Annotated in this window: 22 protein-coding genes; 15 read left to right on the top strand and 7 right to left on the bottom strand. The window is 74.5% G+C overall.

Annotated features, from left to right (window positions below; genetic code table 11):
* Nucleotides 1-7 precede the first annotated feature (7 nt).
* Nucleotides 8-757, top strand: a complete 750-nt coding sequence (locus tag BLU55_RS07035) for a class I SAM-dependent methyltransferase (protein WP_091727703.1) — start codon at nt 8-10, stop codon at nt 755-757.
* The gene (locus BLU55_RS07030) at nt 754-4,908 is read left to right on the top strand and encodes an alpha-(1->3)-arabinofuranosyltransferase domain-containing protein (RefSeq protein ID WP_172833882.1); all 4,155 of its coding nucleotides are present in this window, start codon (nt 754-756) and stop codon (nt 4,906-4,908) included. Before BLU55_RS07035 ends, BLU55_RS07030 begins: the two co-directional genes overlap by 4 nt.
* On the opposite strand, the gene BLU55_RS07025 is transcribed toward BLU55_RS07030, so the two are convergent.
* Both BLU55_RS07025 and BLU55_RS19400 read right to left on the bottom strand, forming a co-directional pair.
* Complete coding sequence (locus BLU55_RS07025; RefSeq protein WP_157682774.1) at nt 4,821-6,083, bottom strand: acyltransferase family protein; 1,263 nt, start codon at nt 6,081-6,083, stop codon at nt 4,821-4,823. The genes BLU55_RS07030 and BLU55_RS07025 overlap by 88 nt on opposite strands.
* A complete protein-coding gene (locus BLU55_RS19400; RefSeq protein WP_157682773.1) occupies nt 6,080-7,945 on the bottom strand; it encodes a hypothetical protein in 1,866 nt (621 codons plus the stop codon). The genes BLU55_RS07025 and BLU55_RS19400 overlap by 4 nt, the downstream gene beginning before the upstream one ends.
* Before the next feature lie 120 nt (nt 7,946-8,065).
* Between BLU55_RS19400 and BLU55_RS07020 the strand changes: the two genes are divergently transcribed.
* Complete coding sequence (locus BLU55_RS07020; protein ID WP_157682772.1) at nt 8,066-9,001, top strand: DUF3068 domain-containing protein; 936 nt, start codon at nt 8,066-8,068, stop codon at nt 8,999-9,001.
* Here BLU55_RS07020 and BLU55_RS07015 read toward each other — a convergent pair.
* Entirely contained in the window at nt 8,965-9,780 is an 816-nt protein-coding gene (locus tag BLU55_RS07015) for a class I SAM-dependent methyltransferase (RefSeq protein ID WP_091727694.1), read from the bottom strand. The genes BLU55_RS07020 and BLU55_RS07015 overlap by 37 nt on opposite strands.
* Nucleotides 9,781-9,844: 64 nt before the next feature.
* On the opposite strand from BLU55_RS07015, the gene BLU55_RS07010 reads away from it, so the two are divergent.
* The 7 genes from BLU55_RS07010 to BLU55_RS06980 all read left to right on the top strand — a co-directional run bounded on the left by BLU55_RS07010 (nt 9,845) and on the right by BLU55_RS06980 (nt 18,515).
* Nucleotides 9,845-10,735, top strand: coding sequence for a phosphotransferase family protein (locus tag BLU55_RS07010; RefSeq protein WP_091727692.1), 891 nt, complete (start codon nt 9,845-9,847; stop codon nt 10,733-10,735).
* Between the two features lie 129 nt (nt 10,736-10,864).
* Nucleotides 10,865-12,010 carry an ABC transporter substrate-binding protein gene (locus tag BLU55_RS07005; protein WP_091727689.1) on the top strand — a complete coding sequence of 382 codons (1,146 nt, stop codon included), beginning with the start codon at nt 10,865-10,867 and terminating at the stop codon, nt 12,008-12,010.
* Nucleotides 12,011-12,046: 36 nt separating this feature from the next.
* On the top strand, nt 12,047-12,907 hold the full coding sequence (locus BLU55_RS07000) for an ABC transporter permease (RefSeq protein WP_091727686.1): 861 nt from the start codon (nt 12,047-12,049) through the stop codon (nt 12,905-12,907).
* Complete coding sequence (locus BLU55_RS06995) at nt 12,904-13,770, top strand: ABC transporter permease (protein WP_231917090.1); 867 nt, start codon at nt 12,904-12,906, stop codon at nt 13,768-13,770. Before BLU55_RS07000 ends, BLU55_RS06995 begins: the two co-directional genes overlap by 4 nt.
* Nucleotides 13,767-14,828: an ABC transporter ATP-binding protein gene (locus BLU55_RS06990; protein ID WP_091727684.1), complete on the top strand. Its 1,062-nt coding sequence runs from the start codon at nt 13,767-13,769 to the stop codon at nt 14,826-14,828. The genes BLU55_RS06995 and BLU55_RS06990 overlap by 4 nt, the downstream gene beginning before the upstream one ends.
* A gap of 224 nt (nt 14,829-15,052) precedes the next feature.
* The gene (rpsA, locus tag BLU55_RS06985) at nt 15,053-16,522 is read left to right on the top strand and encodes a 30S ribosomal protein S1 (protein ID WP_091727681.1); all 1,470 of its coding nucleotides are present in this window, start codon (nt 15,053-15,055) and stop codon (nt 16,520-16,522) included.
* A gap of 133 nt (nt 16,523-16,655) precedes the next feature.
* Nucleotides 16,656-18,515: a hypothetical protein gene (locus tag BLU55_RS06980; RefSeq protein WP_091727679.1), complete on the top strand. Its 1,860-nt coding sequence runs from the start codon at nt 16,656-16,658 to the stop codon at nt 18,513-18,515.
* Here BLU55_RS06980 and BLU55_RS19395 read toward each other — a convergent pair.
* A complete protein-coding gene (locus BLU55_RS19395) occupies nt 18,512-18,664 on the bottom strand; it encodes a hypothetical protein (RefSeq protein ID WP_157682771.1) in 153 nt (50 codons plus the stop codon). The genes BLU55_RS06980 and BLU55_RS19395 overlap by 4 nt on opposite strands.
* Before the next feature lie 93 nt (nt 18,665-18,757).
* Here BLU55_RS19395 and BLU55_RS06975 point away from each other — a divergent pair, with 93 nt between their 5' ends.
* The gene (locus BLU55_RS06975) at nt 18,758-19,726 is read left to right on the top strand and encodes a GlxA family transcriptional regulator (RefSeq protein ID WP_091727677.1); all 969 of its coding nucleotides are present in this window, start codon (nt 18,758-18,760) and stop codon (nt 19,724-19,726) included.
* Nucleotides 19,723-19,863, top strand: coding sequence for a hypothetical protein (locus tag BLU55_RS19390; protein ID WP_157682770.1), 141 nt, complete (start codon nt 19,723-19,725; stop codon nt 19,861-19,863). The genes BLU55_RS06975 and BLU55_RS19390 overlap by 4 nt, the downstream gene beginning before the upstream one ends.
* Nucleotides 19,864-19,866: 3 nt before the next feature.
* On the opposite strand, the gene BLU55_RS06970 is transcribed toward BLU55_RS19390, so the two are convergent.
* Both BLU55_RS06970 and BLU55_RS06965 read right to left on the bottom strand, forming a co-directional pair.
* Complete coding sequence (locus BLU55_RS06970; RefSeq protein ID WP_091727675.1) at nt 19,867-20,442, bottom strand: mismatch-specific DNA-glycosylase; 576 nt, start codon at nt 20,440-20,442, stop codon at nt 19,867-19,869.
* A complete protein-coding gene (locus tag BLU55_RS06965; protein WP_091727674.1) occupies nt 20,442-21,716 on the bottom strand; it encodes a class I adenylate-forming enzyme family protein in 1,275 nt (424 codons plus the stop codon). Before BLU55_RS06965 ends, BLU55_RS06970 begins: the two co-directional genes overlap by 1 nt.
* Before the next feature lie 75 nt (nt 21,717-21,791).
* Between BLU55_RS06965 and BLU55_RS06960 the strand changes: the two genes are divergently transcribed.
* Genes BLU55_RS06960 through coaE form a run of 3 tightly spaced genes read left to right on the top strand, consistent with a single transcriptional unit; the run spans nt 21,792 to nt 23,155 of the window.
* Nucleotides 21,792-22,175 carry a PLD nuclease N-terminal domain-containing protein gene (locus tag BLU55_RS06960; protein WP_091727672.1) on the top strand — a complete coding sequence of 128 codons (384 nt, stop codon included), beginning with the start codon at nt 21,792-21,794 and terminating at the stop codon, nt 22,173-22,175.
* Between the two features lie 43 nt (nt 22,176-22,218).
* A complete protein-coding gene (locus BLU55_RS06955) occupies nt 22,219-22,497 on the top strand; it encodes a DUF3072 domain-containing protein (protein ID WP_091727671.1) in 279 nt (92 codons plus the stop codon).
* Between the two features lie 40 nt (nt 22,498-22,537).
* Nucleotides 22,538-23,155, top strand: a complete 618-nt coding sequence (coaE, locus tag BLU55_RS06950; RefSeq protein WP_091727669.1) for a dephospho-CoA kinase — start codon at nt 22,538-22,540, stop codon at nt 23,153-23,155.
* Between the two features lie 64 nt (nt 23,156-23,219).
* Here the strand turns inward: coaE and BLU55_RS06945 are convergent, their stop codons facing one another.
* On the bottom strand, nt 23,220-24,170 hold the full coding sequence (locus BLU55_RS06945; RefSeq protein ID WP_091727668.1) for a sigma-70 family RNA polymerase sigma factor: 951 nt from the start codon (nt 24,168-24,170) through the stop codon (nt 23,220-23,222).
* Between the last annotated feature and the right edge of the window lie 238 nt (nt 24,171-24,408).

The raw sequence follows: 24,408 nt of genomic DNA, 5'->3' as shown, positions 1-24,408 counted from the left end.
CGCCCGCGTGTCCGCCCCCCGAGACGGCGCCCCCCGGTGGCGCGCCACCCTGCAGCGGGCGGTCCGGTTGCTCGGCGAGTTCCGCCACGAGCAGACCGACCCGGCACGCTTCTACGGCGCGCTGGCCGAGGACTCGGCCGAGCAGCTGCGCCACTTCGTGGACCTGCGCGGGGCGCTGATGCTCGACGTCGGCGGCGGCCCGGGCTACTTCCGCGACGCCTTCCAGCGCGAGGGCGCCTCCTACCTGGCGCTGGACGCCGACGCCGGCGAGCTCGCCGGTCTGGGCGACATCGCGACCGGCACGGTCGTCGGCAGCGGCATGGAGCTGCCGTTCCGCGACGCCGCCTTCGACGTCTGCTACTCCAGCAACGTGCTCGAGCACGTGCCCGACCCGTGGCGGATGGCCGAGGAGATGGTGCGCGTCACCCGCCCCGGCGGGACCGTCTTCCTCAGCTGGACGGTGTGGTTCGGGCCGCACGGCGGCCACGAGACCGCTCCGTGGCACTTCCTCGGCGGCCGCCGGGCACGGGCGCGCTACCGCCGCACCCACGGGCACGAGCCCAAGAACCGCTTCGGCGAGTCGCTGTTCGCCGTCACGGTCCGCGACGGCCTGCGGTGGGCCCGCCGCCAGCAGGACGCCGACGTCGTCGCCCTGCTCCCGCGCTACAACCCGCGCTGGACCTGGTGGCTGCTGCGCGTGCCGGTCGTGCGCGAGGTGGTGACGTGGAACCTCGTGATCGTGCTGCGCAAGCGGTGAGCGAGCGGGAGACCCCCGCACCCGAGCAGGAGGGCGGTCACCGCACCCGGCTGCGGGTGGCGGCCGCCTGCCTGCTGCTCGTGGGACTGGCCTTCGTGCAGGACCCCGGGCTGCTCGCGGCGGACACCAAGTTCGACCTCGTCGTCGACCCCGGGCGCTTCCTGCGCCGCGCCCTGCACCTGTGGGACCCGGCCGGTGCCTTCGGCCAGCTGCAGAACCAGGCCTACGGCTACCTGTGGCCGATGGGTCCCTTCTTCTGGCTCGGCGACCTGCTGCAGCTGCCCGGCTGGGTGGTCCAGCGCGGGTGGTGGGCGCTGCTGCTGTGCGTGGCCTTCGTGGGGGCCGTCCAGGTGGTCCGGGCGCTCGGGGTCCGCTCGGACCTGGCCGCGCTCGTCGCCGGGGCGGCGTACGCCCTCTCGCCGCGGATCCTCACCGTGATCGGCCCGATCTCGATCGAGGCCTGGCCCAGCGCGCTCGCGCCCTGGGTGCTGCTCCCGCTCGTGCTGGGCTCCAGGACCGGGTCGGCCCGCCGGGCCGCGGCGCTCTCGGCGCTGGCCGTGGCCATGGTCGGCGGCGTCAACGCCGCGGCGACCTTCGCCGTGCTCCCGCTGGGGGCGGTGTGGGTGCTGACCCGCAGCCGGGGCCCGCGCCGCCGCCAGCTGCTGGTCTGGTGGCCTCTGTTCACGCTGCTCGGGACGCTGTGGTGGCTGGTGCCGCTGTTCGTGCTCGGCGCCTACAGCCCGCCCTTCCTCGACTTCATCGAGACCAGCTCGGTGACGACCTTCCCGACCACCGTGCTCGACGCGATGCGCGGCACCTCGGACTGGGTGCCCTACCTGTCGCTGGAGTCCCGGGCCGGCAACGACCTGGTCTCGCAGGGCTACCTGGCCCTCAACAGCGGCGTGCTGCTCGCGCTCGGGCTCGCCGGCCTGCTGGTGCGCCGCCACCCGCACCGGCTGTTCCTGTCGCTGTCGCTGCTGGTGGGCCTCGTCATGGTGACCGCGGGCCACCAGGGCAGCGTGCAGGGCCTGTTCGCCGACGGGCTCGGCGGCCTGCTCGACGGGGCCCTGGCCCCGCTGCGCAACGTCCACAAGTTCGACCCCGTCGTCCGGCTGCCGCTAGTGGTCGGGCTCGGCCTCGTGCTCCAGACGCTGCTGGACGCCGGCCGGGCGCGGGCGGGCGCCGCCCACCTGCGCGTGGACCGCACCGTGGCGCTCGGGCTGGCGCTGCTCGCCGTGACCGTCTGCGCCGGGCCGGCCCTGGCCACGCGCCTGGCCCCGGGCAACGCGGTCCTGGAGGTGCCCGGCTACTGGCGCGCGACGGCCGCCTGGCTGGACCGCAACGCCACCGACGGCACCACGCTGCTGGCACCGGGGTCGGGCTTCGCCGACTACGCCTGGGGCTCCCCGAAGGACGAGCCGCTGCAGTACCTCACCGGATCCTCGTGGGCGGTCCGCAACGCGATCCCGCTCGCCCCGCCCGGCAACATCCGGGCCCTCGACCGCGTGGAGCAGTCGTTCGCCCGGGGGGAGGGCTCCGCGGGCCTGGCCGAGCAGCTGCGCCGCGCGGGCGTGCAGCACCTCGTGGTCCGCAACGACCTCGCGCCCCGCGAGGACGTGCCCGACCCGGTGCTGGTCCACCAGGCCCTGGCGCGGACGCCCGGACTGAGCCGCGTCGCGACCTTCGGCCCCAGCGTCGGCGGCGGTGCCCACCTCTTCGACGGCGACCGCCGGCTGGTCGTCAACGGCGGCTGGCAGGCCGAGCGACCCGCGGTCGAGGTCTTCGCGCTGGACGCGGCGCGCGGGGACGCGGCGGCGACCACCGCTCCCACGGTGGTGGCCGGCGGCCCCGAGGACCTGGCCGACCTCGTCGACGCCGGCGTGGTCGGCGACGGGGCGACCGTGCTGGCCCCCGACGTGCCCGACGGCGACCTGGCGTCCCTGCCGGCCGGCACCGGCGTGGTGCTCACCGACGGGCTGCGGGCGCGGGAGCGGTCCTTCGGCCGGATCCACGACGGGGCGTCCGCGACCCTGACCCCCGGTGACGTGCGCCGCACCGGCAACCCGACGCGCGACTACCTCGACGCCGGCCAGGACGCCTGGTCGACCACCGCGTCGCTGCAGGGGGCCGCAGCCGTCGCCGCGTCGTCCTCGGCCAGCGACGCGATCGCGTCCGGCGGCGCCGACCGCGGCCGGCTGCCGTACGCCGCCCTCGACGGGGACGCGCTGACCGAGTGGGTCGCCAACCGGGGCGGGGACCGCCCCGACCGCTGGCGGGTCACCTTCGACCGGTCCCGGCCCCTCGGCACCGTGACCCTGCTCGGCGGGAGCTCGGCGGGCGAGCGCCAGAGCGTCCGGGTCCGCACCCAGGCGGGCACGACCGCGCCCGTGCCCCTGGCCGCGGGGGTGCGGGCCGAGGTCGACCTCGACGGTGCGCGGACGTCGTGGCTCGAGGTCGAGGCGGTCGGCTCCGGGCCGCCGCTGGCGCTGGCCGACGTCGGCACCGACGGGCTGTCCGTGGTGCGACGCCTGGACCTCCCGACGCTGCCACGCGCCTGGGGTGCCCCCGACGCCGTGGTGCTGCGACCCGACCTCGACCCGCGAGACGGCTGCGCGGAGGTGGGCGCCGCGGTCCCGTGCCGTCCCTCGGTGGTGCGCAGCTCCGAGGAGCAGGCCGGGGCGGCCCGGGGCTTCGCCCTGCCCGCCGCCGCGGCGTACGACGCGCAGCTCACCGTCCGCCCGCAGCCCGGTGCGGCCCTCGACGAGCTGCTGTTCCGCGAGCAGCCGGTCAGCGTCGCGGTGTCCTCGACCGGGGTGGACGACCCGCGCGCGGGCGGACTGGCCGCCGTCGACGCAGACCCCGGGACGGCCTGGCTCGCCGACGTCGACGACCCGCGCCCGACGCTGACGGTGGGCTGGCTGCAGCCCCAGCGCGTCTCCGGGCTCTCGCTGGCGCTCTCCGACGACCTGCCGGCCGCGCGTCCCACCGAGGTCGTGCTCACCTGGTCCGGCGGCCGGCGCGTGGTGGAGCTCGACGACGACGGCGAGGCGAGCTTCCCGGCGCTGCGCACCCGCCTGCTCCGGATCGCCGTCACGGCCACCGCCCCGACCGAGGACCTGGACCCGGGCGCCCCCTCGGGGCAGGTCGGTGCCGGGGTGGGGGAGCTGCGGCTGCGCGGAGCCGCCGGGCTGCCCCTGACGCCCTCCGCGCGCGTGGTCGAGCGCGGCTGCGGCAGCGGCCCGATGGTCGAGGTCGACGGCACGGCGGTGCCGACGTCGGTGCGCGCCTCGGACGCCGACCTCTACGCCGGCCGCAGCCTGCCCGCCACGCTCTGCACGGCCGGCGCCCGCGCCGGGGGCACGCCGACCGGTGACGACGCCGGCCCGCTGTCCCTCGCCGCCGGCACGCACGAGGTCGTGCTGCGCCCGGGCGGCGGGTTCGAGGCGACCAGCCTGGTGCTGCGCCGGGAGGGCGGCGTCGCGCTGCCCGCGGTCGCGGCCGACCCCGTCACGGCGACCCGGCCCGGCCCCACCGAGCTGCACACGGGTGCAGCCGCGGCGGGCCTGGTGACGGTGCGCCAGAACCGCAACGCCGGCTGGTCGGCCACCGCCGACGGCCGGTCGCTGACCGCGGTGACGGTCGACGGCTGGCAGCAGGGCTGGCTGCTGGAGGAGCCGACCGACGACCTGCGGGCCCGGTTCGGCCCCGACACGGTCTACCGGGCCGGGGTCGGCGCCGGGCTGGTGACGCTCGTCGGGCTGCTGCTCGGCGCCGCGCTGCTCCGCCGGCGCGGCGACGGCGCGCGCCTGCCCGGGCTGCACGAGGTGCGCGCACCCCGGGTGGTGGGCGCCGCCGCGGCCGTGGTCGGTGGCACCCTGCTCGCCGGGTGGTGGGGGGCCGGGCTGGCCGTGCTGTGCGTGCTGGCCGACGCGCTGCGCGCCCGCCGCGGCTGGGACCCGCCGGTGGTGCCGGTCGCGGGGCTCGCGGTCGTCGCCTCGCTGGCCTACCTGGCCCGGCCCTGGGGGAGCCCGTCGGGCTGGGCCGGCGACCTGGCGTGGCCGCACTACCTCGTGCTGGTGCCGGTCCTGCTCGCCCTGGTCGGGAGCGCCACCGAACGCAGCCGCATCGCCGGGCGCTCGACCAGGCGGTAGGCGAGCTCGGCGGCCACCAGGCTGAGGACGACGGTGAGCACGAAGATGCCCAGCAGGTGCCCGTCGAAGAGCTCCCAGCCGGTCAGCCACATCACCAGGTGCAGCACCGGCAGGTGGAGGCAGAACAGGCTGTAGGAGACCAGGCCCAGGTGGCGGGCGGCGGGGTGGGAGAACGCCCGGGTGAAGCGGCCCTCGGGGGCGAAGACGCCCGTGAGGACCAGCAGCAGCCCGACCCCGGCGTACGCCAGGTGCTTGAAGGTGCCCTCGGCCGCGGTGGCCGGGGCGAGCATCGAGGGGCCGGCCAGCGGCGTCGCGCTGACCAGCAGCAGCGCGCCGGCCATCGCCCAGCAGACGCCGGGCTGGCGCCCGAGCCGGACCAGGGGAGCGGTCCACCGGTCCCAGCGGCCGCGGCGGCGCAGCTCGACGAGGAGGGCCACCAGGATGCCGCACGCGAACCACGAGAGGTACGCCGGCAGCCACTGGCCGGGCTGGCCCGCGACCCGGCCCTCGAGCGCGGGCGTCGCGACCAGGTGCCACAGCAGCGAGACCGCCACCAGGCCCACCAGCACGGCCAGCACCCGGCCCGGCGCCCAGGGCCGGACCCGCCGGCGACGACCACCGGTAGCCAGCAGCATCAGGGCCGGGAGCACCAGGTAGAACGCCGCCTCGACGGCCAGGCTCCACATCTGGGTCAGGCCCGCGGGCAGCAGGTCGTGGACGTAGGTGTCGAGGAGCAGCAGCGAGGCGATCCAGTCCAGGACGCCGCGGTCGCGGTTGTCGGCGATGAGGGACAGCGCGAGGACCACCGTCACGGCGTACACCGGGAGGATGCGCAGGGCCCGCTTCCACAGGTAGCGGCCGGCGGCCGGCGCGGGTCGCTCGTCGGCGGCCGAGGCCAGCCAGGGGCGGGCGAGCAGGAAGCCCGAGAGCACGAAGAACACCGCGACGCCCACGTCGAGCCGCGAGAGCAGCGTGCCCCAGACGCCGTGGCCGGTGTAGGCGCCGGCCCAGAAGGCGGTGTGGGTCGTGAGGACCGCCAGCGCACCGACGGCGCGCAGCGAGTCGAGGACCGGGAAGTGCGCGCCGGCGGAGACGCGGCCGTCGAGGTCGGCGAGGCCGGGGTCGGACGGGGTCTCGGCGGCGCCGGGGGGCCGGGGACCGGCAGTGGCGCTCACGGCGCGGGCACCGCCGACACGTCGCCCACCGACACGCGGTCCAGGCAGAGCGCGGTGCCGGGCCGGTCGGTGCGGATGCTCACCCGGTCGACCGGGCCCTCGCCGCGGACGTACCAGCGGTGGAGCCCGGCACGGACCTCGCCGCGCAGCTGCTGGTCCCCGACCGTGATCGTCATGGCCCCATCCTGACTGGCGAGGTAGGCGACCTCCAACCACCAGAAGAAGCGCTGCGGCTGGCCGGACATCGGCAGGTCCACCGGCGTGGTGCGCACGGCGTACCCGCAGTCGCGCAGCGGCCCGGGCTCGGAGACCGCCCCGGCCACCTCCGGCACGGCCGGCGCCCCGTCGTCGTCGAGGATCCCGAGGTCGGTCCCGGCGTCGCTGGCCGCCACGCGCTCGCGCCCCAGGGGCGCGAAGACGCGGCTCGGCAGGTTCTCGGGGAAGCTGGTGCCGGGCACGACCCGGCCCGGCACCGGCTCGTCGAGGAGCTCCAGGCGCTGCGTCTGGCTCTCGCCCACCACGCGCTGCACGTAGGCGCGTGTCGGGAAGTCGGCCGTCCAGTGGCCGGCGTAGCGCACGCTGGAGACCGCCGTCCCCGCCACCAGGGCCAGCACGAGCGCCGCGCCACCCAGGGTCTCCCACCGTGCCGTCCGCGGGTCCCAGGCCGCGCGGGGCGGGAGCGAGGGCAGGTGCGGGCCGTCGTGACCCGGGGCGGGCGCCAGGGGCCGGCGGCCGACGACGACCAGGCCCAGCGCCAGGGAGAGCACCGGCGCGAGGTCGGCCAGGTAGCGCAGCTCGAGGCCGGAGTCGACGCCCAGCAGGCTCGCGCGGCCACGGGCGACGAGCACGACCGACACGACGAGGTAGGGCAGCACCACCGCCGCGGGCCGCCAGCCCGGCCGGAAGGTGCGCCACAGCCCGACGAGGACGCCGAGCAGGACCAGCCAGCTGAGCGCGACGGCCCACCCCGGGGCGGCGGACACGGCGAGCGGCGGGTTGCGGTCGTCCCAGGTCCAGGGGCCGCCGAGCAGGGCGGGTCCGAGCGAGCGACGGACCAGGGTGTCGGCCAGGCCGAGGTACGGCGTGGCCTCGCCGGTGGCGACCGGGTTCGGCACCCGCAGCAGGTAGTAGGCGAGGTAGCCGCCCACCGCCACGGCGTACGCCGCCCACAGGACCAGGTGCGCGCGCAGGTGGGCGACCGCCCGGGCGAGGGGGCGGCGGCCCGGGTGCTCCTCGAGGCCCCACCAGAGCACGCTGAGCGCCAGCAGCGGCAGCACCACCAGGACCGCCTTGACGTAGCAGGCCAGGCCGAGGAGCAGCGCGGCCACCGCCAGCACGCCGTCGCGCCGTCGCCCCGAGCGCAGGTGGCGCACGTGGAGCAGCACGACGAGGAAGAAGCACAGCTGCACCGGCACCTGGTTGAGCGCGGCGGCCCACCAGAAGAACGCCGTGAGGGTCAGCGGGCTGAACAGGTAGAGGGCCAGGGGGGCCAGGCACCACCAGCGCACCCCGAACAGCTCGCACAGCATCGCCCAGCAGGCCGTCCCGGCGAGCGCCTGGAGCACCAGCACGCTGACGGCGGCCGCGGCCCACGGGTAGTCGCCGACCCGCTCGACCAGCCACGTGAGCGCGATGCCGCCCGGCATCAGCTGGCTGTCGTGGGGCGCGAGCAGGTAGGACAGGCTCAGCGGACGGCCCTGGGCCTGTCGCAGGAACTCCAGGTCGTCGCCGTAGAACCAGCCCTGGACCAGACCAGTGCCGCGCAGCAGCAGCTGCAGCAGGACGAGCCCGGCGGCCGCTGCCACCGCGGGGTGGTGGGCGTCACGCCAGCTCGACGTGGGCGTGGCGGCGGCGTGGGACACGACCGGGACTATCTCACGCGGCTAGTCTGTGACGGCCATCACGTTTACCGGGTGGTAACCGAGATGCTGCGGGTGGGTTACGGTTCCGCCGCAAGGATTCCTGGGGAGGGACGAGAAAAGATGCGCAAGCTCGCGCCAGTGCTGTTCGGTCTGGGCGGTTTCCTGCTCGTGGCGGGTCTCATCGCCGCGTTCTGGGCGCCCGGAGCCGTGAAGAAGACGCCGCTCGACGTCGACTCGACGACCCGCCTCGCCGGCCAGGTCGAGAAGCTCGACACCGCCACCGGGGAGCTCGAGGGCAACCCGGTCAAGGCCACCAGCATCACCAAGGCCGACAGCGAGCGCTCCTCCGACTCCACCGTGCTGTTCACCAACAGCCAGTGCCTGGTCATCGACACCGACGACCCGGGCGACTGCGTGGACGGCGAGGACCCGCGCCTGATCACCGCCAGCACCGACGTGTGGGCCGCCAGCCGCAGCACCGCCCTGGCCGTCGACTCCGACCAGCTGCCGTCGGACGCCGTGCCCCACGAGGGCCTCACCAACAAGTGGCCCTTCGGCGCGGAGGAGAAGACCTACCCCTACTGGGACGGCACCACCGCGAAGGCCGTGCCGGCGAAGTTCGACCGCACCGAGACCGTGCGCGGGCTGGACGTCAACGTCTACCAGGTCGACATCCAGAAGGCGCCGATCGAGATCGGCGAGGGCATCCCGGGGACCTACGACGACCTCAAGGAGATCTGGATCGACCCGGCCACGGGCGCGATCATCAACCAGGTCGACGACCAGCAGCGCTACCTCGAGGACGGCACCAAGGTCCTGGACCTGCAGCTGTCGTTCACCGACGAGCAGGTCGCGACCAACGTCAAGGACACCGAGGCCAACGTCAGCAGCCTCAAGCTGATCACCTTCTGGGTCCCCGTCGTCGGCATCGTCCTGGGCCTGCTGCTCCTGCTCGGCGCCGTGCTGGCCCTGCGCAGCGCCCGTCGCCCCGGTGACGGGTCGGCCGCCACCACCAGCGCTCAGGTCGACGAGCCGACCCCGAGCCGCGCCACGTAGAGCGCGGTCCCGGGGGTCAGCACGCCCCGGACGCGGCTCCAGCCACCCCAGGTGCGCTCGTGGTCCGGGGGCCACTCCGGCTCGAGCAGCCCGGTGATGACGAAGCCGGCCTGCGCGAGCGCCGCGACCCAGTCGCCGATCGTGCGGTGGTGCTCGACGTACCTCGTCTCGCCGGTCTCGTCGTCCACCTCGACGTACGGCGTGCGGTCCCAGTAGGACTGCGAGGCGACCAGCCCCTCCTCGCCGGGGTCGTCGGGGAACATCCAGCGCGTCGGGTGGGTCACCGAGAACGCGAAGACACCTCCCGGGCGCAGCACCCGGGCGGCGTCGACCACCAGCGCCTTGGCGTCGGCCACGAACTGCAGCGCGCCGAAGGCCGAGAAGACGGCGTCGAAGCTGGCGTCGCGGAAGGGCAGCCCCGCGGCCGACGCGCACACCGTCGGCACCACGACGCCGTGCTCCTCGTCGATGCGGCGGCTGTGCTGCAGCTGGCGCATCGACACGTCGATCCCGACGGGCCGCCCGCCGTGCTCGAGCACCCAGCGCGAGCACTGCCCGGCGCCGCTGCCGATCTCCAGGACGTCCCTGCCGGCGACGTCGCCCAGGGCGTGCACGTGGTCCTCGCGCATCCCCTCGGGTCCCCACAGGAACCCGCTGTCGCCGAGGAACTCGCCGTGGGTGGACTGGTACTCGTCGGCGTAGGCGTCCCAGTCGGCGCGGTTCGCGCGGAGCGACTCCTGCTCGTCGACGGGACGGCGCTCTGGGCGGACTCCGGACACGGGCCGACCCTAGCCCCGCCGCGGCGGGGCCGGGGTCCCGTCCCCGGCGTGGGAGGGTCGGGCCATGGACGCCTTCGCGACCTCGCTGCGCCCGCTGGCCGGGGGCCACAGCGGTGAGACCTTCCTGGCCGGCGCGGGCGACGAGCAGCTCGTCGTCCGGGTGTACGCCGCCCGCTCGCGCGCCCGGGGCCCGCTCGCGCCGGAGGTCGACGCCGCCGTCCTCGAGCTGGTCCGCGGCCTGCTGCCGGTGCCGACCGTGCTCGAGGTGCGCCGCGGCGACCCGGACACCGACGTCCCGGGCCTGCTGGTCACCTCCCTCGAGCCGGGGGAGCGGCTCGACCTGGTGCTGCCCGGTCTCGACGACGCGGGCCTGGCCGCCACCGGTCACGCGCTCGGGATCGTGCTGGCCCGGCTGGGCCACGTGGTGCAGCCGCGGGCGGGGTTCTTCGGCGACCGGTCGCTGGTGCCCGTCGCCCCGCTGCCCGACCTGGTGACCTTCCTCGACGCCCACCTGGACGCGCTCGACCGGGTCCTGGGCGCCGAGGCGGTGGCTGCGCTGGAGCCCGTGGTCGGGGTGGCGCAGGACCTGCTCGACGCGGACCGCCGCACGGTGCTCGTCCACGCCGACCTCGGGCCGGGCAACGTCCTGGTCGACCCGGCGAGCGGGGAGGTGACCGCGGTCGTGGACTGGGAGTTCGCCCACGCCGGGAGCCCGTGGTCCGACCTGGGCACGCTGCTGCGCGACGAGCGGCGGCCGGCGTTCGTCGGCGCGGTGCTGGCGGCGTACGCCTCGTGGGTGCCGGACGTGCCCGACGACGTCCTCGACCGCGCCCGCTCGGTCGACCTCGCCGCCCTGGTCGACCTGGCGGTGCGCGACGGGGCGAGCGCGCCGGTGCTGCGCGCCCGCGACCGGCTGCTCGCGGTGGCGCGCACCGGTGACGTCCACGCCTGCTGACGACACGTCGGCGGCACGTGCCCACCTGAGCCCCACGCGGCGCGGGTGGGGCTACGTTGCCCGGAGGCGTTCGTCCCGCCGTCACCGGCAGGTTGCACCCGCGTCGTCTCCTCTCCCGAAGGTTGGCACATGTTCACTCGATCCTCGTCCGCTCGTCGGACCCCGCTCCTCCTCGCCGCCGCCGCGATGGCCCTGGTCCCGCTCGCCGCCTGCGCCCCGCCCCAGTCCGACAGCACGTCCGCCGAGACCGACTCGGGGGTCAAGGTCGACGAGGCCACCTCCGCGCAGGACTTCGGCGGCATGGACAAGCTCGTCGCCGCCGCGAAGAAGGAGGGCGAGCTCAACACCATCGCCCTGCCGCCCGACTGGGCCAACTACGGCAACATCATCTCGGCCTTCTCCGACAAGTACGGCATCAAGGTCAACTCCGCCCAGCCCGACGCGGCCAGCCAGGACGAGATCAACGCCGCCAACCAGCAGAAGGGCAAGAGCTCGGCCCCCGACGTCTTCGACCTCGGGCAGTCGGTCGCGCTGGCCAACACCGCCATGTTCGCGCCGTACCAGGTCACCGACTTCGACCAGATCCCCGACGAGTTCAAGGACCCCGACGGCGCCTGGGTCAACGACTACGGCGGCTACATGTCGATCGGCTACGACTCGAGCAAGGTCTCGCCGATCACCAGCGTCGACGACCTCCTCCAGCCCGAGCTCAAGGGCAAGGTGGCCCTCAACGGCGACCCGACCCAGGCCGGCGCCGCGTTCTCGGGCGTCGTGATGGCGGCGCTGTCCCAGGGCGGCTCGGCCGACGACGTGGCCCCGGGCGTCGACTTCTTCGCCAAGCTCAAGGACGCCGGCAACTTCCTGCCCGTCGACCCCACCCCCGCGACCATCGAGTCGGGGCAGACCCCGGTCGTCATCGACTGGGACTACCTCAACGCCGCCGAGACGGCGAAGCTGCCGTCCTGGAAGGTCGTGGTGCCGGAGAACGCCGCCGTCGCCGGCTACTACTTCCAGGCCATCAACAAGGACGCCCCGCACCCGGCGGCCGCCCGGTTGTGGCAGGAGTTCCTCTACAGCGACGAGGGCCAGAACCTGTGGCTCGCCGGGGGTGCCCGGCCCGTGCGCGCCGACGCCATGGTCGAGGCCGGCTCCATCGACCAGAAGGCCTACGACGCGCTGCCCGAGGTCTCGGGCGACCCGGTGATCGTCAGCGAGGACCAGGCCGCCACGGCGACCAAGTACCTCCAGGCCAACTGGGCCAAGGCCATCGGCTGACCTGACCACCTCGACGCGACCCACCGAGAGACCCCGATGACGACGAGCAGCACCAGCCGCAGGCTCCGCGAGGGCCTGCCGCTGGTGCCGTTCGCGCTGTTCCTGCTGGTGTTCCTGGTCGTGCCGACGGTGACGGTGGTGACCCACTCCTTCTACGAGGGCGGCGTCCTCACCACCGAGCGGCTGCGCGCGCTGGGCAGCGACACGGCCGTGGCGGCGCTGTGGCGCTCGCTGGTGCTCTCGGGCAGCACGGCGCTGATCGGCGCCGTGCTGGGGGCGGTGCTGTGCTGGCTGGTCACCGCCAGCCCGCCGACCTCGCTGCTGCGCCGGATGGTGGTCTCGGTCTGCAGCGTGCTCGCGCAGTTCGGGGGCGTGGCGCTGGCGTTCGCGTTCCTGGCGGTGCTGGGCCTCAACGGCGTGCTGACCGTGTGGGCCCAGGACCTGCTGGGGTGGGACCTCGCGGGTTCCGGCTGGCTCTACTCCCTGCCCGGGCTGGTCCTCGTCTACACCTACTTCCAGATCCCGCTCATGGTGATCGTCTTCCTCCCCGCCCTGGAGGGCCTGCGCGAGCAGTGGCGCGAGGCCGCGGTCAGCCTGGGGGCCACCCGCTGGCAGTACCTGCGCGAGGTCGCGGTGCCGCTGCTGCGGCCGGCCTTCCTCGGCTCGTTCCTGCTGCTGTTCGCCAACGCCTTCGCGGCGTACGCCACCGCCGCGGCGCTGATCAGCCAGGGCAGCAGCATCCTGCCGCTGCTCATCCGGGCGGCCCTGACGAGCGAGGTCGTGCTGGGCCAGGCCGGGTTCGCCTACGCGCTGGCCACGGAGATGATCGTGGTGGTCGCGATCGCGATGGTCGCCTACGCCGCCCTGGTGCGTCGTACGTCGCGGTGGCTGCGGTGAGCGCCGTCGGTGCCGGCTCGACCGGCGGCCGCGTCGGCCGCGGCGTGCTGCTCGTGCTGTTCTGCCTGTTCTTCTTCTTCCCGCTCTATGCCATGGCCGACTTCAGCACCCGCGAGCCCGGGGGCGACGGCCGCACGCTGGACGCGTGGCGCAACCTGATCGCCGACCAGACGCTGTTCTCCTCGATCGTGGTCTCGCTCTCGCTCGCCGCGCTCACCGTGGGGCTGATGCTGCTGGTGCTGGTGCCCACGATGATCTGGACGCGGCTGCGCGCCCCGTGGGCCCGGGGCACCATCGAGTTCCTGTGCCTGCTCCCGCTGACGATCCCGGCCCTGGTGATCGTGGTCGGGCTGCGCGACGTCTACCTGTGGGTGACCTACTTCTTCGGCGAGTCCGCGCTCACCCTCACCTTCGTGTACGCCGTGCTGGTGCTGCCCTACTCCTACCGGGCCATCGACGCCGCGCTCTCGGCGATCCCGCTCACCACCCTCGCCGAGGCCGCCCGCTCCCTGGGCGCCGGCTGGACCACGGTGATCGCCCGCGTGGTGGTGCCCAACATCTGGTCGGGCATCCTCTCGGCGGCCTTCGTCTCGGTGGCCATCGTGATCGGGGAGTACACCATCGCCTCGCTCAGCGGCTACACCAACCTGCAGGTCACCATCGTCCAGATCGGCAAGACCGACGGCGCCACCTCGGTGGCCGCGTCGCTGGCGGTGCTGCTCCTCGGCTTCGTGCTGCTCTCGCTGCTGGCGCTGCTCACCCGCAGCCGGCGCCGCAGCGGCCACGAGACCGCGGCGGCGGTCACGGCTGCCGTGGCCAGCCCGGCGCCGACCACCCCCACCACGACAGGAGCCCACCCGTGAGCGCCAGCCCCGCCCCCGCCGGACGCGACGGCGTCGCCGTCGAGCTCACCGAGCTGACCCGGGTCTACGGCTCGGTCCGCGCGCTCGACGGCCTGACGCTGCACCTCGAGCCCGGCGAGCTGGTCGCCCTGCTCGGCCCCTCGGGCTGCGGCAAGACCACGGCGCTGCGGATCCTGGCCGGCCTCGACGAGGCCACCTCGGGCACCGTCACCGTCGGCGGCCAGGACCTGACCCGCGTGCCGGCCAACAAGCGCGACATGGGCATGGTCTTCCAGGCGTACTCGCTGTTCCCGCACCTCACGGTGACCGACAACGTCGCCTTCGGGCTCAAGCTGCGCGGCACCGACACCCGCGCCCGGCGGGCGCGGGCGATGGAGATGCTCGAGCTGGTCGGGCTCTCCGCCCACGCGGACAAGTACGCCGACCAGCTCTCCGGCGGCCAGCAGCAGCGGGTGGCCCTGGCCCGCGCCCTGGCCATCGAGCCGCGGGTGCTGCTGCTCGACGAGCCGCTCTCGGCGCTGGACGCCAAGGTGCGGGTGCAGCTGCGCGAGGAGATCCGCCGGGTGCAGCTCGAGGTCGGCACCACCACGCTCTTCGTCACCCACGACCAGGAGGAGGCGCTGGCCGTCGCCGACCGGGTCGGGGTGATGAGCCAGGGCCGGCTGGAGCAGCTGGCCACGCCGACCGAGGTCTACGCCCGGCCGGCCACGCCGTTCGTCGCCGAGTTCGTCGGCCTGCACCACAAGGTGCCGGTCGAGGTCGTCGACGGCCGGGTGCAGCTGTGGGGGAGCGAGGTCGAGGTGCTGGCGGGCTCGCCGACCTCGGGCCCGGGCCGCGCGATGCTGCGCCCGGAGTCGGTCTCGCTGCGCTCGGACGGCCAGGACGCGGTCGTCGGCTCCATCGCCTTCCTCGGCCCGGTGTCGCGGGTGCGGATGACGCTGCCCGACGGCTCCGAGGTGGGGGCCCAGCTCGGCAGCACCCAGGCCCGTGGCCTGCGGGTGGGCGACCACGTCGGCCTCACCGTGGACCCCGCGCCGGTGCTCGTCGTCCCCGCCTGATCCGGGCGGGGCTCACGCCCGGGCCCGGTTGGACGCTCGTGCCGCCGCGCGCGTAGACTCGGACACTGCGCCAGAAGTCTGCGTCGGTCTCAGACAGAGCAGGCTCACGCTCGCTGTCAGTCCAGCGATGGTCCCCGCGGCCGCCGATCTCGACTCCAGATGGTGAAACCAGCTTCTGCGCGTGCCCGCACGACTTCTATCCACCCGAAGGTTTCCCTCTCCCTATGACCATCACCCCCACCCTCTCCGACGCTCCGCAGGTCGCCGTCAACGACATCGGTTCGGAGGAGGACTTCCTCGCCGCCATCGACGCGACGATCAAGTACTTCAACGACGGCGACATCGTCGAAGGCACCATCGTCAAGGTCGACCGCGACGAGGTCCTGCTGGACATCGGCTACAAGACCGAGGGTGTCATCCCCTCGCGCGAGCTCTCGATCAAGCACGACGTCGACCCCAACGAGGTCGTCGAGGTCGGCGACCGGGTCGAGGCCCTGGTCCTCCAGAAGGAGGACAAGGAGGGTCGGCTGATCCTGTCCAAGAAGCGCGCCCAGTACGAGCGCGCCTGGGGCACGATCGAGCAGGTCAAGGAGGAGGACGGCGTCGTCGAGGGCACCGTCATCGAGGTCGTCAAGGGCGGCCTGATCCTCGACATCGGCCTGCGCGGCTTCCTGCCCGCGTCGCTGGTCGAGATGCGCCGCGTGCGCGACCTGCAGCCCTACGTCGGCCAGACGCTCGAGGCGAAGATCATCGAGCTCGACAAGAACCGCAACAACGTGGTCCTGAGCCGTCGTGCGTGGCTCGAGCAGACCCAGTCCGAGGTGCGTCACGGGTTCCTCACCCAGCTGCAGAAGGGCCAGATCCGCAAGGGCGTCGTGTCCTCGATCGTCAACTTCGGTGCCTTCGTGGACCTCGGTGGCGTCGACGGCCTCGTGCACGTCTCGGAGCTGTCCTGGAAGCACATCGACCACCCGTCCGAGGTCGTCACCGTCGGTGACGAGGTCACCGTCGAGGTCCTCGACGTGGACATGGACCGCGAGCGTGTCTCCCTGTCGCTGAAGGCGACGCAGGAGGACCCGTGGCAGCACTTCGCCCGCACCCACCAGATCGGCCAGATCGTCCCGGGCAAGGTCACCAAGCTGGTGCCCTTCGGTTCGTTCGTCCGTGTCGAGGAGGGCATCGAGGGCCTGGTGCACATCTCCGAGCTGGCCGAGCGCCACGTGGAGATCCCCGAGCAGGTCGTCCAGGTCAACGACGACGTCATGGTCAAGATCATCGACATCGACCTCGAGCGTCGCCGGATCTCGCTGTCCCTCAAGCAGGCCAACGAGACCGCCGCTGCCACCGAGGTCGAGGAGTTCGACCCCACGCTCTACGGCATGGCCGCGACCTACGACGACCAGGGCAACTACATCTACCCCGAGGGCTTCGACCCCGACACGGGCGAGTGGCTCGAGGGCTACGAGGACCAGCGCAAGACCTGGGAGGACCAGTACGCCCAGGCCCACGCCCGCTGGGAGCAGCACGTCAAGCAGCAGGCCGACGCCAAGGTGGCCGAGGCCGAGGCCGGCGAGGCCACGTCCTACAGCTCGGGTGGCGACGACACCGGCGCCAGCCAGGCCGAGGGCGGCTCGCTCGCCTCGGACGAGGCGCTGCAGGCGCTGCGCGAGAAGCTGACCGGCGGGGGCGCCTGACCCGCACGCACCACCTGTCCGGAGCCCGGTCCCCTCGTGGGGCCGGGCTCCGGCGCGTCCGGGGGACCTTCCGCCCCGTGCTCGACCCGCAGCCCCTAGGGTCTGCCTGGACCGCAGCAGGGGAGGGGGCCCGGTGAGCCACGTGCAGCTGCGCCCGCGCGCCCCGCTCGCGCCCGGTGCCCGGGGACTTCTGGCGCGCCTGGACCGGCTGGACCGGACGCCGTACGCCCTCGCGGTCGCAGCGCTGCTCGTCGCGGTGGTCGCGGTGCGCCTGTGGTCGGTGTCCCGGTGGACCTGGGTCGACGACGACTGGATCTACCTCGAGCGGGCCGGCTCCACCGGCCTGGGCCCCTACCTCGTCCAGAACTACAACGGGCACCTGATGCCGGGCGAGTTCCTGGTGGTGTGGCTGCTCACCCGCCTGGCTCCGCTGGCCTTTCTGCCGGCGGTGGCGCTGGTCGCCCTCACCGCCGCGGGCAGCGCCGCGCTGTGGTGCCGGGCGCTCGCCGAGCTCGTCGGTCCGCGGCTGCGCGTGCCGGCCCTGGTCGCGCTGATGACCCTCTCGCCGCTGCTGCTGCGCCCGACCATGTGGTTCGCCTCCGCGCTCCAGGTGCTGCCGCTCCAGCTGTGCACCGCGCTGGTGGTGCTCTTCGCGGCCCGCGTGGCGCGTCGCGGGGAACGGGCGGACCACCTGGGGCTGGTCCTCTCCTTCGTGCTCGGCCTGCTGTTCTGGCAGAAGGCGCTGCTGCTGCTGGTGCCGGTCACGGCCGTGCTGGTGTTCACCTCCGGCGACCGGTTCCGGGTCACCGTGCGACGCCACCTCGGCGTCGTCGCCGTCCTGGGTGGGGTCACGGCCGCCTACCTGGCGCTCTACCTGTGGCTCACGGCCGTCGACCCCGGCCAGCGCGACATGCGGGCCTCGCTCGCAGCCGACCGCAGCGTGGGCGACGCCGTCACGGTCTTCGCTCGCGCCGCTGGCGACCTGCTGCTGCCGGGCCTGCTCGGAGGCCCCTGGGGGACCATGCCGGTCGAGGGCGACAAGGGGGCTCGCCCGCCCCTGGCGGTCCTGCTGGTGTGTGCGGTGCTGGTCGCGGGGACGGTGGCGGTGCTGGCCGCACGGCGGCGGCGCGCCTGGCAGCCGCTCGCCATGGTGGTCGTGCACGCCGCCGTGTCGTGGTCGCTGGTGCTGTTCAGCAACCGCTTCGACATGCTCGGGCCCGAGGCGATCAACGACGAGAGGTACCACGCCGACGTGCTGACGGTGGCGGTCCTGGCGCTGGCGATGCTGAGCACGCCGACGGTGGCCGAGGACCCGGCGGGCGCCTGGCGCCGGCCCTGGCCGGCCTGGTCGGGCTCGGGCCGGCTCCGCGTCGTGGCGGTCGGGGTGCTCGTGCTCTCCCTGGTCGTGGGCAACGTGAGCGCCCTGGTGCGCATCGGCACCCACCCCGGCAAGGCCTGGCTCGCGCACGTGCGGACCACCCTCCCCGAGGGCGAGGTGGACCTGGTGGACGCCTACGCCCCCGACGACGTGCTGTCCGCCGCGTTCTGGGCGCGCAGCGCGCGGGTCTCGGCGATGCTGGCGCCGCTGGGCGACCGGCTCGACTTCGCCGGCACGGGGAGCCCGCTGCACGTCGTGGCACCGGACGGGCGGGTGCGGACGGCCCGGGTGGACCCGGCCGTGAGGGCCGAGCCCGGACCGGTGGCCGGCTGCGGCTACGCGGTCGGACCCGCGACGCCCAGCCGGGTCCCGCTCACCGGGGAGCTGTTCGACTACGACTGGGCGGTGCAGGTCGACACGGTGGCCGGGTCGTCCGGTCGCCTGGTGGTGGAGCTCGACGGCCAGGACCTCGAGCTCGAGGTGCCGCGCGGGCTCGGGGCCGTCCAGGTGGCGTTCACGGGCCCGGTCACCGAGGCGGTGCTGCGGGTGCCTCCCGGGGAGCCGACGCTGTGCGTCGCCGGTCTCGTGGTCGGCCCCGTCCGTCCCGCGGGCTAGAGGCTGGCGTACCACGCGGGCGGCGGCCCGTCGTGCGCGTGGCTGCGGGGCGGGGCGAGGTCGGGGCGCCGCGGGTCGTGGCGCCAGGCGTGCGCCACGGCGTACGTCGTCAGCAGGAACAGGGCCAGGAGCAGGAGGAGTGCGGTCATGGCAGCAATCCTGCGCTCGCTCGGATCCAGCCACCAGTGGCAGAAGAGTCATGCTCCGTCGATTTCCTGCCGGTGGCATGGCATGCTGACGGCGTGCTGACCAACGTGGCCGTCGTCGTGGACGAGGGCGTCGCCCCCTTCGAGCTCGGTCTGCTCTGCGAGGCCTTCGGCGTGGACCGCAGCGACGACGGGGTGCCGCTCCTCGACTTCGCCGTGTGCGGGCCCGGGCGGGCCACCGTGCGCACCTCGGGCGGGTTCACCGTCACGCCCGACCACGACCTGGCCCGGCTCGCCGAGGCCGACCTGGTCGGGGTGCCGGCCTTCGACGGCCACCTGCGGGCCTCGCCGCCGGTGGTGGAGGCGCTGCGGGCGGCGCACGACCGCGGGGCGCAGCTGCTCTCGGTCTGCTCGGGGGCCTTCGTGCTCGGCGACGCGGGCCTGCTCGACGGCCGTCGCTGCACCACGCACTGGCGCCACACCCAGGAGCTGGCCGAGCGCTTCCCGCTGGCCGTGGTGGTGCCCGAGGTGCTCTACGTCGACGACGACCGGGTGGTGACCAGCGCCGGCACCGCCGCCGGGCTGGACGCGAGCCTGCACGTGTGGCGCCAGGAGCACGGGTCGGCGGTCGCCTCCGCGGTGGCGCGCCGGATGGTGGTGCCGCCGCAGCGCGAGGGCGGCCAGGCCCAGTTCGTGGCGCGTCCGGTCGTCGACTGCGACGCCGAGACGCTGGCCCCGCTGCTGACCTGGGCGCTGGGCCACCTCGAGGAGGACCTGGGCGTCGAGGCGCTGTCGCGGCAGGCGCTGCTGTCCCCGCGCACGTTCGCCCGCCGCTTCCGCGAGGAGACCGGCACCACCCCGCACGCCTGGGTGACGGCCCAGCGCCTGGCCGAGGCCGAGCGGCTGCTCGAGACCAGCGACCTCTCGGTGGAGCAGGTCGCCCAGCGCGTCGGGATGAACGGCGCCGCGACCCTGCGCCACCAGTTCCAGCGGGCCCGGGGGATCAGCCCGCAGACCTACCGCCGCGCCTTCCGCCGGCGCGACGACGAGGCGGCCGCGTCGTGAGCGCCGTCGAGGTCACGGTGCGGGGCGAGCACGTCGTGCTGCTGCCCCCCGAGCGCGCGACCGTGCGCGCCGAGGTGTCGCTGGAGGCGGGGTCCGCCCAGGCCGCGCTCGCCGACGCCCGCTTCGTCGTCGGCTGAGCCTCAGGGGAGCAGGCCGGCGGCGCGCCCGACCTCGGCGTACGCCGCGGCGAGGCTGACGACCGTCTCGTGGGCGTTGAGCCCGCTCGGGTTGGGCACCACCCACAGCTCGCAGTCCTCGAAGCGCTCCGGCTGGCGACCCGCGCTGGCGCGGCGCAGCCCGAAGGCCTGGCGGTACGCCGTGACGCCCGCGACCGCGACCACCGCGGGTCGGCGCAGGCGCACCAGGGCCCGCAGCTGCTCGCCGCCCGCCTGCAGCTCCTCGGTGCTGAGCTCGGAGGCGCGGGCGGTGGCCCGCGGGGCGAGGTTGGTGATCCCGAGACCCCGGTCGGTGAAGCGACGCCGGTCGTCGTCGGTCATGCCGCGGCTGGGGTCGACCGGCTCGTGGAGGATGCCGGCGCGCAGCAGCGCGGGGTAGAACCGGTTGCCGGGGTGGGCGAAGTGGGTCTGCGTCGCCGCGGTCCACAACCCCGGGTTGATGCCGACGAGGAGCAGGCGCAGCGGTCGGCCGTCGGGAGGGAGCAGGTCGGGGACCAGCGCCCCGACGTAGGACTCCAGCTCGGCGCGGGTGAACCCCATCAGCCGCGCCCGGCAGCCAGGTCGGGCAGGTCGAGGCGCCGCACCTTGCCGGTAGCCGTGCGGGGGAGGGCGTCGAGCCGCAGGTAGTCCTTGGGCCGCTTGGCGGGCGCCAGGTGCGTCCGGGCGTGCTCGCGCAGCGCGGCCTCGGTGGCCGGGCCGACGACGGCCGCGCAGACCCGCGCACCCCAGCGCTCGTCGGGCAGCCCGAAGACCGCCACGTCCGTGACGCCCTCGACCTCGGCGAGCACGCGCTCGACCTCCGCGGGGTAGACGTTGACGCCGCCGCTGATCACCAGGTCGTCGCGGCGACCGTCGAGGAAGACGTGCCCGTCGTCATCGATGCGCCCCAGGTCGCCGACGGTGAACGCGGGGCCCAGGGGGGTCTCGCGCCACGCCGCCGCGGTCTTCCCCGGAGCCCGCCAGTAGGAGAAGCGCGCGTGCTCGGGCACGACGCACCACAGCCGACCGTCGGGGTCGACGGTCATGGTCCGCCCGGGGCGGGCCCGCCCGAGCGTCCCGGGCCGCTCGAGCCACTCCTCGCTGCGGCACGCGGTGAACTGCCCCTCGGTCGAGCCGTAGAACTCCCACGTCGAGCCGGCCGGGAACGCCGCCACCAGCTCCCGCTTGACGTGGTCCGGGCAGGGAGCGCCGGCGTGGGCCACGAGGCGGAAGCCCGACAGGTCGGGGCGACGGTGCTGCTCCCAGTGGGCGAACAGGCGCTGCAGGTGGGCCGGCACGCAGAACATCGTGGTCGGACGCTCGGCCTCGATCGCCGCGGTCACCCGCGCCGGGTCGAAAGGGCCGGGCACCACGACCCGGCCGCCGGCCAGGCGGGTGCCGACGGCGAAGCGCAGCGGCGCGGAGTGGTGGATCGGGCTGAGCACCAGGTTGACGTCGTCCTCGCGAAAGCCCCACAGCTCGCGCTCCTCGGCCACCAGCGCCGCCGCGGCACCGGGCTCGAGCAGGCCCGAGAACACGCCCTTCGGCCGGCCGGTCGTGCCGCTCGTGAGGTGGACCGGCCTGCCCAGCGGCGGTCCGTCGACCGGGTCCGCGTCGAGCGCGATCCGCAGGTCCTCGAGCTGCTCGGTCGTGGTCACGACCAGGGCGGGCTCCAGCTCGGCCAGCAGCGGCTCGCGCTCGGTGGGGGTCAGGCCGAGGTCCATCGGCACCGGGAAGACGCCGCGGCGCAGCAGAGCGATCACCAGGTCGACGTACGCCGGGCTGCCGGGGACGAGCAGCGCCACCCGCTCGCCGGGGCGGGGAGTGGTGCTCACGCGGCGATCCTGCCAGGCGGACCGAAGTCGCGGACCGCCGGACAGGGGCGGGTCGGCTGCCCCACACTGCTGCCCATGGTGCGCGTGGAGCTCTTCCTCGGTCTGGCGGTCCTGGCGCTGTGGATCTACTCGCTGATCGACGTCATCGGCAGCGACGAGGGCGGCATCCGGCACCTGCCCAAGCTGTGGTGGCTGCTGATCGTGCTGCTGTTCCCCTTCGCCGGGTCGGTGGCGTGGCTGGTCGCCGGTCGTCCGACCGGCGCCGGGCGCGGCCGCTCGCCGCACGAGCGTGCGGTGCCGGAGTTCCCGGAGTACGACCGCCCCGGCCGGATGGCGGCGACCGACGCGCGCGCCGACGAGGAGTTCCTGCGCGGGGTGCGCGAGCGGGCCGAGGAGCAGCGCCGGCGCCACCGCGAGGAGCAGCGCAGGCGCGAGCAGGAGGGTCCCGGCGCGGGCTGATCCCGGCCGTGTCGTGTCGGTGGCGGTGGGTACTGTCGAACACATGAGCGAACAGACCCCCACCCACGACCAGCCCAGCGGCGAGACCCTGGGCAGCGCCACCCCCGAGACCGGCGCCCAGCGCGACCCCGAGGAGTGGGTCACCGGCGACGAGCCGATGACCGGTCCCCAGCGCAGCTACCTCGACAACCTGGCCCGCCAGGCGGGCGAGGAGCTGCCCGCCGACCTGACCAAGGCGCAGGCCTCCGAGCACATCGACCGCCTCCAGTCCAAGGTCGACGGCGCCGGTGCCGGCCAGCAGGACGACGCCACCACGCGCTGACGCACCCGCTGCGGGCCACCCCGCCTGCGATGATCGCCCCGTGAGCACACGGGTGGGTCTGACGGGCGGGGTGGCCTCGGGCAAGAGCACGGTCACCGCGATGCTGCGCGACCTCGGCGCGGTCGTGATCGACGCCGACGTCCTCGCCCGCGAGGTCGTCGCCCGCGGCACCCCCGGGCTGACCGCCGTCGTGGAGGCCTTCGGCGAGGAGCTGCTGACGCCCGAGGGCGACCTCGACCGACCGGCCATGGGCCGCCTCGTCTTCGGCGACGCCGAGTCCCGGCGTCGCCTCGAGGCGATCGTCCACCCGCTCGTCTACGAGCGCATCGCGGCCCTCGAGGCCGAGGCGCCGGCGGGTGCCGTCGTGGTGCACGACATCCCGCTGCTCGCGGAGAACCGTCGCGCCGGCGACTTCGACCACGTCGTGGTCGTCGACGCGCCCCGCGAGCTCCAGCTCGAGCGGATGCTGCGCGACCGCGGGTGGACCCGTGAGGACGCCGAGTCGCGGATCGACGCCCAGGCCTCCCGCGAGGACCGGCTGGCGGTCGCGACCCACGTCGTGGAGAACACCGGGACGCGCGAAGACCTCCGCGACCGGGTCGCGGAGGTCTTCGCTGACGTGGTCTCGGCGGGTTCCGGAGCACCTGGACGCCCCTGAGGGTCGCCTGGGTCGTTCCGGAACCGGCCGAGCGTCGGTGGGCGGGACGCGTGTCCCGCGCGGGTCAGGCCGCCAGGTCGGGGTCGGCGATCTTGCGCAGCTTGGTGATCGCCTCCCGCTCCAGCTGGCGCACGCGCTCGGCGGAGATGCCGTGGCGGGCGCCGATGTCGGCGAGCTTGTGCTGGCGTCCGTCCACCAGGCCGTAGCGCGAGCGCACGATGTCGGCCGAGCGGTCGTCGAGCAGGCCCACCAGGTTGTTGAGCCGGTCGCGGGACTCGGTGTCCAGCACGGTCAGGTCGGGACCCGGGGCGCTCTCCTGGGCGATGAGGTCGCCCAGCGAGGTGTCGCCGTCCTCGTCGACCGGGGTGTCGAGGCTGACGTGGTCGCGTCCCCACGACATCAGGTCGAGCACGCGGTCGACGTCCATGTCGAGCTCGGCGGCGATCTCGGCCGGCTCGGGGTCGCGGCCGAGCTGCCGCTCCAGGGTGCGGCGTGCGGAGCCGACCTGGTTGAGCTCCTCGACCACGTGGACGGGGAGCCGCACGACGCGGGCCTGCTGGGCGATGCCGCGGGTGATGGCCTGGCGCACCCACCACGTGGCGTACGTCGAGAACTTGTAGCCCTTGGCGTAGTCGAACTTCTCGACCGCGCGGATCAGGCCGGTGTTGCCCTCCTGGATGAGGTCGAGCATCGGCATCTGCGAGCGGCCGTACTTGCGCGCTATGGAGACCACGAGGCGGAGGTTGGCGTTGATGAAGCGCTGCATGGCGCGCTCGCCCTCCTCGACCAGCCAGGTCAGCTCGGCCTCGTTGGCCGACTTGGGGGCGCCGCCCTTGCGGCGTCCGATGCGGCCCTCCTCGAGGAGCTTCGCGGCGAACAGCCCGGCCTCGATCGTCTTGGACAGCTCGACCTCGGTGATGGCGTCGAGCAGGGGGGTGCGGGCGATCTCGTCGAGGTAGAGGCCGACGCTGTCGCGGCCCTCGATCTCACGCTCGTTGCGGACGGTGGTGGTCATACCTGACTCGTTCCCTTCCTACAGGTGGGTCGACACAGGACCCTGTGCTGTCCAACGCCTGCGAGGTGGTCGGGATTCCCGCCGGGTCGGCCGCGTCACGTTCGTGAAGCGTCATCGGTTAGGACGTCCGGGTACCCCGCCGAGTTGCTGCTCAGCCCACTTCTCAGCCACTTCTCAGTGACGTGTTGCCGCCATCCCCGCAGGTCGCCGCGGAGGTCGCGCGGCCACGTCGCGCGGG

Source organism: Nocardioides scoriae (assembly GCF_900104965.1).
Lineage (GTDB): Bacteria > Actinomycetota > Actinomycetes > Propionibacteriales > Nocardioidaceae > Marmoricola > Marmoricola scoriae.
The sequence above is the reverse complement of the archived record's forward strand: the minus strand, read 5'-3'. Positions and strand labels throughout refer to the sequence as shown.

Bases quoted from the DNA above. Each gene is read 5' to 3' on its own strand.
- BLU55_RS06960 (WP_091727672.1), top strand. From the start codon at position 21,792: ATGGTGCGCGTGGAGCTCTTCCTCGGTCTGGCGGTCCTGGCGCTGTGG.
- BLU55_RS07010 (WP_091727692.1), top strand. From the start codon at position 9,845: ATGGACGCCTTCGCGACCTCGCTGCGCCCGCTGGCCGGGGGCCACAGC.
- BLU55_RS07020 (WP_157682772.1), top strand. From the start codon at position 8,066: ATGCGCAAGCTCGCGCCAGTGCTGTTCGGTCTGGGCGGTTTCCTGCTC.
- BLU55_RS07005 (WP_091727689.1), top strand. From the start codon at position 10,865: ATGTTCACTCGATCCTCGTCCGCTCGTCGGACCCCGCTCCTCCTCGCC.
- BLU55_RS06970 (WP_091727675.1), bottom strand. From the start codon at position 20,442: ATGGGGTTCACCCGCGCCGAGCTGGAGTCCTACGTCGGGGCGCTGGTC.
- BLU55_RS07000 (WP_091727686.1), top strand. From the start codon at position 12,047: ATGACGACGAGCAGCACCAGCCGCAGGCTCCGCGAGGGCCTGCCGCTG.
- rpsA (WP_091727681.1), top strand. From the start codon at position 15,053: ATGACCATCACCCCCACCCTCTCCGACGCTCCGCAGGTCGCCGTCAAC.
- BLU55_RS19395 (WP_157682771.1), bottom strand. From the start codon at position 18,664: ATGACCGCACTCCTCCTGCTCCTGGCCCTGTTCCTGCTGACGACGTAC.
- BLU55_RS06945 (WP_091727668.1), bottom strand. From the start codon at position 24,170: ATGACCACCACCGTCCGCAACGAGCGTGAGATCGAGGGCCGCGACAGC.
- BLU55_RS06955 (WP_091727671.1), top strand. From the start codon at position 22,219: ATGAGCGAACAGACCCCCACCCACGACCAGCCCAGCGGCGAGACCCTG.